At 70.4% G+C, this 13,961-nt stretch carries 12 protein-coding genes and 1 pseudogene; 8 read left to right on the top strand and 5 right to left on the bottom strand.

The genetic code is table 11. The annotated features are described in order from the left end of the window. Positions 1-4 precede the first annotated feature (4 nt). Together EDF28_RS06425 and EDF28_RS06420 are read left to right on the top strand one after the other, a co-directional pair. Complete coding sequence (locus EDF28_RS06425; RefSeq protein WP_123937562.1) at positions 5-1,249, top strand: glycosyl hydrolase; 1,245 nt, start codon at positions 5-7, stop codon at positions 1,247-1,249. 185 nt (positions 1,250-1,434) lie between these two features. Continuing rightward, positions 1,435-3,884: pseudogene (locus EDF28_RS06420) on the top strand (DHA2 family efflux MFS transporter permease subunit). 378 nt (positions 3,885-4,262) lie between these two features. Here EDF28_RS06420 and EDF28_RS06415 read toward each other — a convergent pair. Beyond that, positions 4,263-5,153 carry a site-specific DNA-methyltransferase gene (locus EDF28_RS06415; RefSeq protein ID WP_185094152.1) on the bottom strand — a complete coding sequence of 297 codons (891 nt, stop codon included), beginning with the start codon at positions 5,151-5,153 and terminating at the stop codon, positions 4,263-4,265. A 64-nt stretch (positions 5,154-5,217) separates the two neighbouring features. On the opposite strand from EDF28_RS06415, the gene EDF28_RS06410 reads away from it, so the two are divergent. Next, positions 5,218-5,502, top strand: coding sequence for a GNAT family N-acetyltransferase (locus tag EDF28_RS06410; protein ID WP_123293692.1), 285 nt, complete (start codon positions 5,218-5,220; stop codon positions 5,500-5,502). 14 nt (positions 5,503-5,516) lie between these two features. Here EDF28_RS06410 and EDF28_RS06405 read toward each other — a convergent pair whose 3' ends face one another. Continuing rightward, entirely contained in the window at positions 5,517-5,846 is a 330-nt protein-coding gene (locus EDF28_RS06405) for a hypothetical protein (protein ID WP_123937560.1), read from the bottom strand. Positions 5,847-6,032: 186 nt separating this feature from the next. Here EDF28_RS06405 and EDF28_RS06400 point away from each other — a divergent pair, with 186 nt between their 5' ends. Continuing rightward, positions 6,033-7,610, top strand: a complete 1,578-nt coding sequence (locus EDF28_RS06400) for an ATP-binding protein (protein WP_123937559.1) — start codon at positions 6,033-6,035, stop codon at positions 7,608-7,610. Positions 7,611-7,694: 84 nt separating this feature from the next. On the opposite strand, the gene EDF28_RS06395 is transcribed toward EDF28_RS06400, so the two are convergent. Further along, positions 7,695-8,744 carry a biotin/lipoate A/B protein ligase family protein gene (locus EDF28_RS06395; protein WP_123937558.1) on the bottom strand — a complete coding sequence of 350 codons (1,050 nt, stop codon included), beginning with the start codon at positions 8,742-8,744 and terminating at the stop codon, positions 7,695-7,697. Between the two features lie 85 nt (positions 8,745-8,829). Further along, positions 8,830-9,708, bottom strand: coding sequence for an alpha/beta hydrolase (locus EDF28_RS06390; protein WP_123937557.1), 879 nt, complete (start codon positions 9,706-9,708; stop codon positions 8,830-8,832). Positions 9,709-9,813: 105 nt separating this feature from the next. Here EDF28_RS06390 and EDF28_RS06385 point away from each other — a divergent pair, with 105 nt between their 5' ends. Both EDF28_RS06385 and EDF28_RS06380 read left to right on the top strand, forming a co-directional pair. Continuing rightward, on the top strand, positions 9,814-10,974 hold the full coding sequence (locus EDF28_RS06385; RefSeq protein ID WP_123937556.1) for an inorganic phosphate transporter: 1,161 nt from the start codon (positions 9,814-9,816) through the stop codon (positions 10,972-10,974). An 11-nt stretch (positions 10,975-10,985) separates the two neighbouring features. Beyond that, entirely contained in the window at positions 10,986-11,255 is a 270-nt protein-coding gene (locus EDF28_RS06380) for a hypothetical protein (RefSeq protein ID WP_123293687.1), read from the top strand. 100 nt (positions 11,256-11,355) lie between these two features. On the opposite strand, the gene EDF28_RS06375 is transcribed toward EDF28_RS06380, so the two are convergent. Next, complete coding sequence (locus tag EDF28_RS06375; RefSeq protein ID WP_123293686.1) at positions 11,356-12,108, bottom strand: SDR family NAD(P)-dependent oxidoreductase; 753 nt, start codon at positions 12,106-12,108, stop codon at positions 11,356-11,358. A 94-nt stretch (positions 12,109-12,202) separates the two neighbouring features. Here EDF28_RS06375 and EDF28_RS06370 point away from each other — a divergent pair, with 94 nt between their 5' ends. Next, the gene (locus EDF28_RS06370) at positions 12,203-12,613 is read left to right on the top strand and encodes a MarR family winged helix-turn-helix transcriptional regulator (protein ID WP_123937555.1); all 411 of its coding nucleotides are present in this window, start codon (positions 12,203-12,205) and stop codon (positions 12,611-12,613) included. Next, positions 12,610-13,956, top strand: coding sequence for an MFS transporter (locus EDF28_RS06365; protein ID WP_323749192.1), 1,347 nt, complete (start codon positions 12,610-12,612; stop codon positions 13,954-13,956). Before EDF28_RS06370 ends, EDF28_RS06365 begins: the two co-directional genes overlap by 4 nt. Positions 13,957-13,961 lie beyond the last annotated feature (5 nt).

Here is a 13,961-nt window from a genome sequence, read left to right as displayed (position 1 = left end):
ACCGATGACCACCGCCACGCGCTTCGGCGTGAACTACGTGCCCTCGACCGACTGGATGTTCCAGTGGCAGTCGGTGGAGGAATCCGCGATCCGCCGCGACCTCGAGGCGATCGCCACCCTCGGCCTCGACCACGTCCGGCTGTTCCCGCTGTGGCCGACCCTGCAGCCGAACCGCACACTCATCCGCCGACGCGCCCTCGACGACGTGGCCCTGGTGGTCGACATCGCCGCCGAGTTCGGGCTGGACGCCAGCGTCGACGTCGTCCAGGGGCACATGTCCGGCTTCGACTTCGTCCCCGCGTGGCTCGTGAACTGGCACGACGGCAACATGTTCACGGACCAGCCGGCGATCGACGCGCAGGCCGCCCTGGTCGCCGCCGTGTACGACGCGGTGCGCGACCGCCCGAACTTCACCGGGTTGACCCTGGGCAACGAGCTCAACCAGTTCCAGCCACCGAACCCCGCCGCGATGCCCGCCGACACCGCGCAGGTGACGCACTGGCTCGAGTCCCTGCTCGGCGCACCCCGCGACAAGGACCCGCGACACGTCGTCACGCACTCCGAGAACGACCACCTCTGGTACCGCGACGGCCACCCGTTCGTGCCGGCGCACGCCAGCCGGCTCGGAGACGTCACGACCGTGCACTCCTGGATCTTCAACGGGGTGGCCGGTCGGTACGGCGCGCTCTCCGACGAGTCCGTCCGGCACGCCGAGTGGATGATCGAGCTCGCCCGCGCCTTCGCCACCGACCTCGAGCGGCCCGTCTGGCTGCAGGAGGTCGGGGCACCCGACCGGCACCTCGCCGAGTCCGAGATGCCCGAGTTCCTCGAGCGCACGGTCGCCGCAGCCCTCACCACCGAGCGCCTGCACGCGGTCACGTGGTGGTGCTCCCACGACGTCTCCCGCGACCTGGGCGACTTCAAGGACCTGGAGTACTCGCTCGGCCTGCTCGACGTCGACAACCGCGTGAAGCCGCTCGGCCGCCGCTACGCCGAGGTCGTCGCCGACGCTCGGCGTTCCGCTCCGACCCCGACCCCGCGGACGAGTGCCGTCGTGGTCGACGTCGACGCAGCCGACCTGCCGGTCCGTCGGGCGGACCTGGCACCGGGCGGCACCGTCTTCGAGCGCTGGCACCGCCTGCGAGCCGCCGGCGAGGCCGTGACCGTCGTGACGAGCCGGACCGCAGCCGACCCCGCGGCGCTGGCGGCACGCGGTGTGACCCGGGTCGTGGAGACCGCAGCGGTCTGACGGGGCCGAGCCGGGCCTCCTGGCCGTCAACCGGGATCGTCACCGAGCCCACGATCCGGGCGTACCGTGACTGCCGATCCACACAGGAAGCCGCTCCTGAGCAACCGAGCACTTGCGGCAGATGTAACTTTGCAGGCAGCGCAAAAATCGTTTCGCCAGCGCATCGGTACCGGGAGACCCTGCTCATGACCCAGACGGCGACCGCACCCGCGGCCCCCACCACGGCGTCCAACGTCGTGATGAACCACCGACAGATCCTGTTGGTGATCTACGGCCTGATGGCCGGGATGTTCCTCGGAGCCCTCGACCAGACGATCGTCGGCACCGCGATCCGCACCATCGGTGACGACCTGCACGGCCTCGACCAGCAGGCCTGGGTCACCACCGGGTACCTGATCGCCTCGACCGTGACGACGCCGATCTACGGCAAGCTCTCCGACATCTTCGGTCGGCGGCCGCTGTTCATCACGGCGATCGGCATCTTCATCGTCGGGTCGTTCCTCGCGTCGTTCTCGACCTCGATGCTCATGCTCGCCGGGTTCCGTGCGCTGCAGGGTCTCGGTGCCGGTGGCCTGATGTCCCTGCCGCTGGCGATCATGGGCGACATGCTCGCCCCCGCGAGCGGGCGAAGTACCAGGGCTACTTCCTGGCCGTCTTCGGCATCTCGTCGGTGATCGGTCCGCTCGTCGGTGGCGTCTTCGCCGGCGCGAGCGAGCTGCTGTTCATCTCCGGCTGGCGCTGGGTGTTCCTGATCAACGTGCCGATCGGCGTCATCGCGCTCTTCATGGTGCTGACGTTCCTGCACCTGCCGAAGTTCGGTGACCGCGGCAAGCCCCGGATCGACTGGTGGGGTGCGACGCTCGTCATCGTCACCCTCGTGCCGTTGCTGCTGATCGCCGAGCAGGGTCGCGAGTGGGGCTGGAGCTCCCCCGGCGCCTTCGCCTGCTACGGCATCGGTGCAGCCGGTCTGATCGCGTTCATCATCGTCGAACGGGCGATGGGCAGCGACGCGATCCTGCCGATGAAGCTGTTCGGCTCGCGGGTGTTCTCGATGTCCGCGATCCTGTCCGTGCTCGTCGGCTTCGGCATGTTCGGCGCGATGCTGACGATCCCGCTGTACCTGCAGATCGTGAAGGGCGTCACCCCCACCGAGTCCGGGTTCGCCATGCTCCCGATGGTGCTCGGTCTGATGATCTCGTCGATCGCCTCGGGCCAGATCATCTCGCGGACCGGCAATTACCAGGTCTTCCCGATCACGGGCACGGCGTTCACGGCCATCGGCTTCACGGTCCTGACGTTCCTGACCGCCGACCGCCCCCTCTGGTTCCTGATGCTCGGCATGTTCGGCATCGGCCTCGGGCTCGGGCAGCTCATGCAGACGCTGACCCTCGCGGCGCAGAACTCGGTGTCCCCGCGGGACATCGGCGTCGCCACCAGCGCCGCGACGTTCTTCCGGCAGATCGGCGGCACCATGGGCACCGCGGTGCTGCTGTCCGTCCTGTTCACCCTGATGCCGACGAACATCACCGCGGCGATGCAGAACGAGACCGACCTGAAGAGTGCCCTCAACGCCGCGCTCACCCCCTCGGTCGCGAACGCCTCCGAGAACAAGGGCGTGATGGACCAGATCTGGACGAAGATCGTCGATCCCGTGCAGAAGAACGTGCAGGACGGCCTGAACGACGGCGCCGTGCAGGCGAAGGAAGCCGCCGACGCCGCCGTCACGAAGCAGGTCACCGCCGCCGTGCAGCAGCAGGTCGCAGCCGGCAAGCTCCCCGCCGCCGCAGCCGACACCGTCATCGCCCAGCAGGTCGACGACGCCAAGCCGGCCGCCGAGCAGCAGGCCCTCGAGACGGCTGCGGCCAAGGCGAACGCGACCGTCGTCGACGGCACGCTGCAGGTCGACTACTCGGACAAGGCACAGCGCGAGAACGTCGTCGACGAGGTCGCCCCGACGCTCATCAAGCAGCTGAAGAGCGGCGATTCGAGCGCGAGCTCGTCCGGTTCCGCGGCGACGAGCGACACCTCGTTCCTGAACGGCGCGGACAAGCGACTCACCCGTCCGTTCCTGGTCGGTTTCAGCGACTCGGCCGTCCGCGTGTACTACGTCGGCCTCGCGGTGATCCTGCTCGCGTTCGTGCTGACCTGGTTCTTCCGGGTGCCGCCGCTGCGCAAGACCTCGGCGCTGCAGGAGCAGGCGGACGCCGCACGGACCGCTGACGCTGACGCTGCGGCTGCCGGTGCGGGCGCGGGTGCTGCCGGCGCCGGATCGGGTTCGGCGGCGCTCGCGTCATCCGAGGCAGTGCCGACCTCGCCCGACGTGCCCGCACAGCCCCGGTCGGCTCGCGCTGCCGGATCATCGGACGTGTCGGTGCTGCCGAACGACGTCGCCACGGATGACACCCGTGCTCCCCTTCCCGACGCCACAACGCACGGCGCGCACTCGGCGGCAGCGCCGGTCGACGAGCCCCCGACGACGACCGGTGCCATCCGGACCCGGGCTGCCCATGCTGCCCCGGTGGTGGACGCCGGCGCTCCTGCGACCGGGGCCGACGCTGCGGAGGCGAGCCGGGCCTCCCGGCTGGACGACGCCGACGACGCGGCGCACCCGCACGGGCGGCACTCGGCCGAGTAGGCGCAGGCGCAGGTCGGCCCTGCCGACTCGGAACGACAAGGTCGACGTCGCACGACGTCGACCTTGTCGTCTCTGCGAGCGTGCAACTGTTGCGGGCGCGCGGTTGCGTCGTCCTCGGTGTCGTACGACGTCGAGGATGTCGCACTGCGCGCGCACTCGGTGCGTGCGCATGTTCCGACGATCCACGCGTCGATCACCTCGTGGATCGTCGCAGCATGCACCCGCATCGTGTGCGTGTGCATGTTCCGACAGAACACGCGTCGATCACCTCGTGGAACGTCGCACGATGCACCCGCATGTACCCACGCGCCCACGCGCACGCACTCGCGCCACCACGCACGCGCACCCGAGCATGCACCCACGCACCGCCGCCGCCCGTCAGCCCGCCGGCACCGCTCCCGCGCGACCACCCGGCCCCGCACCCGCCACCTCGAACGAGGCCGCCGGCAACCGCTTCCGCATCACGTCGATCGCCGCCGGGTTGTCGTCGACGAGCACGTACCGCCGCCCGAGCGCCGACGCCACCGCGCCGGTCGTCCCGCTGCCGGCGAAGAAGTCGAGCACCCAGTCGCCCTCGCGCGACGACGCCTGCACGATCCGCCGCAGCACGCCCTCGGGCTTCTGCGTCGGGTAGCCGGTCTTCTCCTTGCCGGTCGGCGACACGATCGTGTGCCACCAGACGTCGGTGGGGAGCTTGCCGCGCTCCCGCTTCTCCGGTGTGACGAGTCCCGGCGCCATGTACGGCTCGCGGTCGACCGCCGACGAGTCGAACCAGTACTGCGACGGGTCCTTCACGTAGACCAGGATCGTGTCGTGCTTGGTCGGCCACCGCGACTTGGACTTGGCGCCGTAGTCGTAGGCCCAGACGATCTCGTTCAGGAAGGACTCGCGGCCGAACAGCGCGTCGAGCAGGACCTTCGCGTAGTGCGACTCGCGGTAGTCGAGGTGCAGGTACAGGGTGCCGTCGGTGGTGAGGAGTCGCCAGGCCTCGATCAGTCGGGGCTCGAGGAACGTCCAGTAGTCCTCGAACCGGTCGTCGAACCGCATCAGGTCGCCGCGGACCCGCTCGTAGGTCCGTCCGTGGAACCCCATCACCGGCCCGTCGGCGCTCGGCACCGCGGACGAAGCATGCCGCCGCTGGTACCGCCCCGTGTTGAACGGCGGGTCGAGGTACACCAGGGTGAACGTGCCGTCGGCGAGCGCCGGGGTCACGTCGAGGGCGTCGCCGAGGACGACGCGGTCCGGGCCTCGGTCGTCTCCCGTGTGCACCGGACCATTCTGGCGCACGGACCGCAGCCAGCGGCGACTCGGCCTCGCGGCGTAGCCTCACCGCATGGCAGCACCCGAGGTCCGCAACGACACCGACAAGCAGCAGTACTCCCTGGTCGAGGACGGCGAGGTCATCGGCTTCGCGGCGTACGAGGTCGACGGCGACGAGATCCGCTTCGTCCACACCGAGGTCGACCCGTCGCACCGCGGTGGCGGGCACGCGTCGATCCTCGTGCAGCACGCGCTCGACGACGTGCGCGACGGCAGCCTCCGGGTCGTGCCGCAGTGCAGCTACGTCCGCGCGTGGATCGAGCGGCACCCGGACTACCAGGAGCTCACGACGCGCTGACGCGCAAGCACCGGTCAGTACGACCGGTCGTGCGTCCCGATCCGCGCTTCGTGCCGACCGGCGCTCCGCACCGTCGGCACCTTGATGAGCACGCTGCCGCTGAGCAGGTCGTGGTCGTCGTCCGCCGGTGACGGTGCCTCCTTCGGGAGGCGCGACTGCCGTTCGTACTCGGCTTGCGTCTCGTGGCGGGTCGGCGCGAACACCTCGTCCAGCATCCCGCCGATGCCTCCGGATCCGCCGCTGCGCGTGGACTTGTTCGACAGGTCGATCCACCCCACGCGATCGGCGATCCACACCACGACGGCCACCGCGGCCACCGCCCCCAGGAAGATCAACCAGTTCACGCGAGCGACGCTACGTGGACGATCCGGCCACGACATCAGCCGCGCGGGGGATTCTCATGATCCGCACGTGTGGTTCATGGAGTCGGTCGTCACACTGGTCGAGCGGCGGCCGGAGCGTCCCCCCTCTGCTCCGGCCGCCCACCATCCGACCCACCAGCGGACACCGGGCCGTGACAGGATGGCGACGTGTTCGACGACGCAGACCGGGACCTCATGCGGGCCTTCGCCCGCTACATCGACCACGCGAACGAACTCGCGCAGTCCGAGCAGAAGGCGGTCCTGACGCCGATCGGCGAGCGCGTCCGCGATCACCTCGGCGTCGACCCGCAGTCCGTCCCGGTGGTGACCGAAGAACTGCCCGACCACCGGCTGGTCGACGCGGACATCGCCCTCGAGGAGCTCGCGGGTGATGCGCCCGGCGCGCTGATCGGCATCGCGGGCGACGACTCCCGCTTCCACAGCTCGGTCAGCGAGTTCATCGCCAACCCGCACATGCGCTGGGCCCCCGGCCCCGTGAGCTACGCCGACCGGGCCACCGGTCCGGACGCGACACGTCGAGTGGTGTCCTTCGGGCTCCGGCTGCTGACGTTCGACGGCTCCCCGATCGCTGTCGTCCAGCGCTCGGCCAAGCCCGAGTACGGCCGGTCGAGCGCCACCCTCGAGCTCCTCGGCACCGACCAGGACGCGGCGGCTGCGTTCCTGCAGCGGCTGCGGGCGCTCATGATCGAGCGGAGTGTGCTCCGTGGCCAGGTGCTGTCGTTCGTCCGATCCGAGTACGGCTCCGATGCCGGTGCGACCTTCCTCCGCAGGCCCGACATCGCGGCGGACGACGTCGTGCTCGCGGACGGTGTGCTGGACGAGGTCGTCGACCACGTCGTGGGGATCGGAGAGCAGCGTGACGCCCTGCTGGCCGCGGGTCAGCACCTCAAGCGCGGAGTCCTGCTCTACGGGCCGCCCGGCACCGGCAAGACGCTGACCATCCGGCACCTGTTGACGCGGACTCCCGACGTGACGGCGATCCTGCTCACCGGGTCGAGCATCGCCGCGATCGGCTCGGCAGCCGAGATCGCTCGGACCTTCCAGCCGTCGATCGTCGTGCTCGAGGACATCGACCTCGTCGCGATGGAGCGGCACTCGTCACCGCAGCCGCTCTTGTTCGAAGTGCTCGATGCCCTGGACGGCCTCGACGGCGACGCCGACGTGGCGTTCGTGATGACGACGAACCGGGTGTCCGTCCTCGAGCGCGCCCTGGCAGACCGACCGGGCCGGGTCGACCTGGCGGTCGAGGTGCCGCTCCCCGCGCTGCCCGAGCGGGTGCGCTTGTTCCGTCGCTACGCCGGGTCGCTGCCGTTCTCCGACGACGCCCTTGCCGAGGCAGCCGAGCACGCTGATGGCACGACGGGGTCGTTCGCGAAGGAGCTCATGCGGCGGAGCGTCCTCGGGGCGGCACTGCGTGGTGCGGAGCCGGCGGACGAGGACCTCCGTGCGGCGCTCGACTCCCTGCTGACCGAGCGGAGCGCGTTGACGCGGAAGCTGCTCGGCACACGCACCGGCGACGGTGCTGACGACGATGAGCCGGACGACGATGACGATGACGACGGCGAAGCCTTCGCCGCTGGCGAGGTGGGTTGGGTGGCCGTCGCTCCGCTGTCCCGCACCACGTTCCGTCCGGACGGGAGCACCGGAACGCTTGCGACCGGCATCCAGTACGTGGACGAGGAAGAGGACGAGGACGAGGACGACGGCGGTACGCCGAGGCCCTAGGTCGGGCTGCGCCCGCTCACGGGCAGTGCCCACTCACGGGCTGCGCCCGCTCACGGGCAGTGCCCGCTCAGGGGCAGTGCCCGCTCAGGGCACCCGCTCGAGCCACTCCTTCGTCGCGAACTTCGTGCGCACGAGCTCCTGCGCCTTCTCGCGCTCGGCGTCGGTCACCGCGCCGGGAGTCGCCCCGTACAGCTTCGTGAACGTGCCGATCAGCCGGTCGATGATCTCGGCGCGGGACAGCCCGGTCTGCGAGCGCAGCGGGTCCACGCGCTTCGCGGCCGACGTGGTCCCCTTGTCGCTCATCTTCTCGCGCCCGATCCGCAGGACCTGGACCATCTTCTCGCCGTCCATGTCGTAGCTCATGGTGGCGTGGTGGAGCAGGGATCCGGTGCCGAGACGCTTCTGCGCAGCACCGCCGATCTTGCCCTTGGTCGAGGTGATGTCGTTGAGCGGCTGGTAGTACGCGTCGATGCCGAGGGACTTCAGCGCCTCGATCACCCACTCGTCCAGGTAGGCGTAGGAGTCTGCGAACGTCATGCCCTGCACGAGGTCGGCGGGGACGTAGAGCGAGTACGAGATGATCGCGCCGGCGTCCATGAACATCGCGCCGCCGCCGGAGATCCGCCGCACCACCTGCACGCCGAACTTCTCGGCACCGGCCGGGTCGACCTCGTTCTTCAGCGACTGGAACGACCCGATGACGACGGCGGGCTGGTCCCACTCCCAGATGCGCAGGGTCGGACCGCGGCGTCCGGCGCCGACTTCTTCGGTCAGCACCTGGTCGAGTGCGAGGTGCTCGTTCGGGCTGATCGGACCTTCGTGGATGATCTGCCAGTCGTAGTCCTGCCACGACGATGCACGGGACAGCGCGCGGCGGACGGCGACCCCGACGGAATCGGGTGTGAACCCGAGCAGCACGGCGTCGGCGGGGAGCGCCGCACGGACGGCCGCGGCGATGCCGGCGGCGTCGGTCGTCGACGGCAGCCCGTTGACGGCCGCGTCGATGAGCGGCAGCGCGTCGTCGGGTTCGAGGAAGAAGTCGCCGGCGAGCCGGAACTCCTGGATGTCCCCGTCCACCACGTCGAGGTCGACGACGACCAGTTTTCCACCTGGGACCTTGTACTCACCGTGCACGCGTCGAGCCTACGCCCGCCACCTGTCGGACTGGAGGCGCGGGTCGGCGCCGCCACGGGCCTCCCGTCCGCCAGCCGGTACCGTCTCAGGACGCGGCGCGCGCCGTCACCCGGTCCAGCCACGCGACCAGGTCGGCCACGACCTCGTCGCGGTTCGTCTCGTTGTAGACCTCGTGCCGCGCCCCCTCGTAGACCTGCACCGAGACGTCGGACAGTCGTCCGCGCCGCCGGTAGGCCTGTGCCAGCCGCTCGACCGACCGCGGCCCACCGAGGGCGTCGTCGGACCCGACCTGCAGCAGCATGGGCAGGTCGTGCGGGATCCCTCGCCGCGGGACCCCGAGCAGCCGGAGCGTGTCGGGCAGGCCGAACAGGCCGATGACGTCGGCCTCGACGGCGAGCGGGTCGACGGACATCGCGTCGATGATCTTCCGGTCGCGGGTGAGCCACTCGAACTTGGTCGGACCGGAGCCCGCGTGCCGCGCGTTGAGGTCGCCGCTGTTCATCCAGCCGGGCAGCCGGTAGGCGGTGGCGGAGAGCACGACCCCGTCCCACGACTCCGACGAGCTGTTCACGATCCGCTGCGCCATGAGCGAGCCCCACGAGTGCCCGAGCAGGACCAGGGGCACGCCGGGGGTGTCCCCGCGGGCGACCTCGCCCATCTGCTCGACGGCGGCGATCGCGGCGCGCAGTCCGCCGGGGCCGAGCCGACCGAGCTTGGCGTGGTCGCCGTCCCACTGGCCGAGGCCGGTGCGCCCGTGCCCGCGGTGGTCGTTCGCGTGCACGGTGTACCCGGCACGCACGAGGTCCTGTGCCAACGGCTCGTACCGCAGCCCGTGCTCGCCGACGCCGTGCGCGATCTGCACGATGCCCTTGGGGCGCGCCGCTCGCCAGGTCGAGTAGACGATCTCGACGCCGTGGGCGTCGGTGAACGAGGCGTCGCCTCGCGCTGCGGAGAAGGTGGGCACACCCGCAGTTTCGCAGACGCTGCCATCTTCGCAGACAGGCGCCCCCACGAACCTGTTCATCCGGCGTTCACGCAGGGGCTTCGGGGCGGGCCTACCGTCCCCGGCATGGACGTCCTCGTCATCGTCGTGCTCGTGATCGTGGTGGCCCTCGTGTTCGACTTCACGAACGGGTTCCACGACACCGCCAACGCCATGGCCACGTCGGTCGCCACCGGGGCGCTCAAGCCCCGGACCGCCGTGCTCATCTCCGCCGTCCTCAACGTGGTCGGCGCGTTCCTCTCCACCGAGGTTGCCAAGACCGTCTCGCAGGGCATCATCCGCGAGGGCCAGGACGGCGTCCACATCTCCCCCACGATGATCTTCGCCGGGCTGGTGGGCGCGGTCCTCTGGAACCTCGCCACGTGGTACCTCGGGCTGCCCTCGTCGTCGACGCACGCGCTGTTCGGCGGGCTGATCGGCGCATCGATCATCGGCGCCGGGCTGAACTCGGTGGACTGGGCGACGGTGGTGTCGAAGGTCGTACTGCCGGCGCTGCTCTCACCGGTCATCGCCGGGGTCATCGCCCTGGTGGCCACCTACCTGGCGTACGTGCTCACGAAGAACGCCACGACGCACGGTGCGGCGACGGGCTTCCGGCACGGCCAGACCGTCTCGGCGTCGCTGGTGTCGCTCGCGCACGGCACGAACGACGCGCAGAAGACGATGGGTGTCATCACGCTCACGCTCATCGCCGCGAACTACCAGGACAGCGGGACCGGCCCGGCGCTCTGGGTGATCCTGGCCTGTGGACTCGCGATCGGCCTCGGCACCTACACCGGTGGCTGGCGGATCATGCAGACGGTCGGCAAGAAGATCTCCGACGTGCAGTCGCCGCAGGGCTTCGCGGCCGAGACGAGTTCCGCAGCGACGATCCTCATCTCGTCGCACCTCGGCTTCGCCCTGTCGACGACGCACGTCACCAGCGGTTCGGTGATCGGGTCCGGGCTCGGCAAGAAGCTCGCCGACGTGCACTGGTCGGTCGTCGGCCGCATCGTCGTCGCGTGGGTGATCACGCTGCCGGCAGCCGCGGTGGTCGGCGGGTTGGCGACCTGGCTCGCCTCGACCTCGGCGGTCGGCCTCGTGCTCGTGGCGGTGCTCGCCCTGGCCGGCGGGCTGACCTTCTACGTCCTGGCCAAGCGCAAGCCGATCTCGCACGACGACGTCGCCGCCGGATCGACCGAACCCACCGACCAGGCCGAGCCGCAGCCGGCCGGCGCGCAGAACTGAGGGGAACGACGATGGAGATCGACTTCACGAGCATCGGCCTGGTCGCGGGCGTCGGCTTCGTGGCCGCGGTGGGCATCGTGCTCGTCTACACGCTCGGCCTGCGGCTGCTCGGCACCGGGCAGCCGCTCGACACCGGGGGTGAACGCACCCAGTACTCCGAGGAGACCCCGCGGTCCGGGCACACGCCGCCGGCAGCACTGGCGGGTGCCGTCCTGTGCTTCGCGGTCTGTGCGGCAGCCGTGCTCGCTGGCATCTGGCTCACGATCCCCCAGTTCCACTAGCACGTTCCTTCCCATCGCCCCCGCGCTGGGAAACGGAAACGGGCGTACCTGGTCGAAACTTCCGACCAGGTACGCCCGTTTCGACCAGGTACGCCCGACGTCAGTGGGCGCTGTACCCGCCGTCGACCAGGTGGTAGCTGCCCGTGATGAACGAGGCCTTGTCGCTCAGCAGGAAGAGCACGAGCGCGGCGACCTCCTTGTCGGTGCCGAGACGCTTCGTGGCGTGCTCCGCTTCCAGCGCCGAGATGGCCTCGGGCGTCATGGCGTTGCGGAGCAGCGGGGTGTCGATGAAGCCCGGGCCCACGGCGTTGGTGCGGACGCCCTGCGCCGAGTACTCGAGCGCGGCGACCTTGGTCAGGCCGGCCAGGGCGTGCTTCGATGCGACGTACGCGGCGTTCTGCGCGATGCCGACCGTGCCGAGCACCGACGCCATGTTCACGATCGAGCCACCACCGGCGGCGACCATCGCGGGCAGCTCGTAGCGGAGCCCGTAGAAGACACCGTCGAGGTCGACCGCACGGACGCGGTCCCAGGCGGCGATGTCGTACTCGCCGATCTTCTGCGGGGCGGCGCCGATGCCGGCGTTGTTCACGGCGAGGTGCAGCGCGCCGTAGGTGTCGACGGCGTACTGGACCATGCGCTCGTTGTCGGCGGCGACGGCGGAGTTGGCCTCGAACGCGCTGGCGGTGCCGCCGGCCTCCGTGATCTCGGACGCGACCCGCTGGGCAGCGTCGAGCTTGATGTCGGTGACGACGACCGTGGCACCCGCCGCGGCGAGCTCCTTCGCGACGGACTCGCCGATGCCGCTGCCACCACCGGTGACGATGGCGACCTTGCCCTCGAACTCGGACATGATTCCTTCTCTCTGAACAACACCTGTTGTCCAGGACAACGGTACACCCGAAAACCAGTTCGTTCACTGAACTAATGAGCTAGGCTAACGACCTGTGACCGACGCCACCGACCTCCGCATCGCCGTGAACCGGCTGTCCCGGACGCTCCGCGCGCAGAAGGCCGACACGACCGTCACCGACGCCCAGTTCGCGGCGCTCGCCCGGCTCCACCGCGACGGCGCGATGACCCTCGCCGACCTGAGCCGCCAGGACGGCGTCACCCCGCCCTCGATGACGAAGACCATCGCGGTGCTGGTCGAGCGGGGCCTGGTCTCGAAGGGCGGCCACGACGACGACCGGCGCAAGGTCGTCCTCGGCGCCACCCCCGCCGGAGCCGCGTTCGTCGAGGAGACCCGGCGCCGCCGTGACGGCTGGCTCACCCCGCGGCTCGCCGCACTCACCCCCGTCGAGCGCGCCACCCTCGCCGACGCCACCGAGATCATGAGGAGGCTGGCCCAGCAGTGACCGCCATGTTCCGCTCCCTCGCCGGACGCAACTACCGCATCTGGTTCGCCGGTGCCCTGGTGTCGAACGTCGGTACCTGGATGCAGCGCACCGCCCAGGACTGGATCGTCCTGACCCAGCTCTCCGACAACGACGCCGTCGCGGTGGGGATCACGATGGCGCTGCAGTTCGGCCCGCAGCTGCTGCTCCTCCCCCTGACCGGCCTCGCCGCCGACCGCTTCGACCGTCGCAAGATGCTCATGCTCACCCAGGCGCTGATGGGCCTGCTCGGGCTGGGCCTCGGTGTCATGGTCCTCACGCACACCGCGACGCTGCTCGCGCTGTACGGCTTCGCCCTCGCGCTCGGCATCGTCGCCGCGTTCGACACCCCGATCCGGCAGGCGTTCGTCTCCGACGTCGTGCAGGGCGAGAACGTCGCGAACGCCGTCGCGCTGAACTCCGCCTCGTTCAACGCCGCGCGCCTGATCGGCCCCGCGGTCGCCGGCGTGCTCATCGCCGCCATCGGGTCGGGGTGGGTGTTCGTCATCAACGCCGGCTCGTTCCTGGCGGTCCTCATCGCCCTGCGCTTCGTCGACCCCGCGCAGCTCGCCGAGCGGGTGCACGCCGGCCGCGGCAAGGGGCAGATCGTCGCCGGCTTCCGGTACGTGCGGACCCGGCCGGACATCATCGTCGTGCTCTGCATGATCTTCGTCGTCGGCACGTTCGGCGTGAACTTCCCGATCTTCACCTCGACCATGGCCCGGGTCGAGTTCCACCAGGGCGCCGGCGAGTTCGGCCTGCTCAACTCGGTGATGGCGATCGGCTCGGTGTTCGGCGCCCTGATGTCCGCCCGCCGGGACAAGCCGCGGATGCGCACGCTGGTGCTCGCCGCCGGGGGCTTCGGCCTGGCGTGCACGGCTGCCGCCCTCGCACCCACGTACTGGACGTTCGCGTTCGTCCTGGTGTTCGTCGGACTCGCGGCACTGACCTTCATGACCACCGCGAACGCCCTGGTGCAGACCACCACGAAGCCCGCGATGCGCGGCCGCGTGATGGCGCTCTACATGGCGATCTTCGCCGGCGGCACCCCGATCGGCGCCCCGATCGTCGGTGCCATCGCGGACGCGTGGGGTCCCCGCTGGGCCATCGCGGTCGGAGCGGCGTCGGGCTTCGTGGCGCTCGCCATCGCGATCGTCTGGCTCGTCCGCTTCCAGCGCCTCCGGCTCCGGTACGACGCGGACACCCGCCTGCACCTCGCGGTCACGCACGCGATGCCGGTGGTCGGCACTCGCGCCTCGCGCGCTGCGCTCCGCCAGGAGCTCGAGCGCGAAGAGGCGGTCGCCGACCGCTCCAGCGCCGTCTGACGCGT

Source organism: Curtobacterium sp. PhB137, from assembly GCF_003814955.1.
Lineage (GTDB): Bacteria > Actinomycetota > Actinomycetes > Actinomycetales > Microbacteriaceae > Curtobacterium.
Note: the sequence above shows the minus strand (reverse complement) of the source record. Positions and strands in the feature narration are given on the sequence as shown.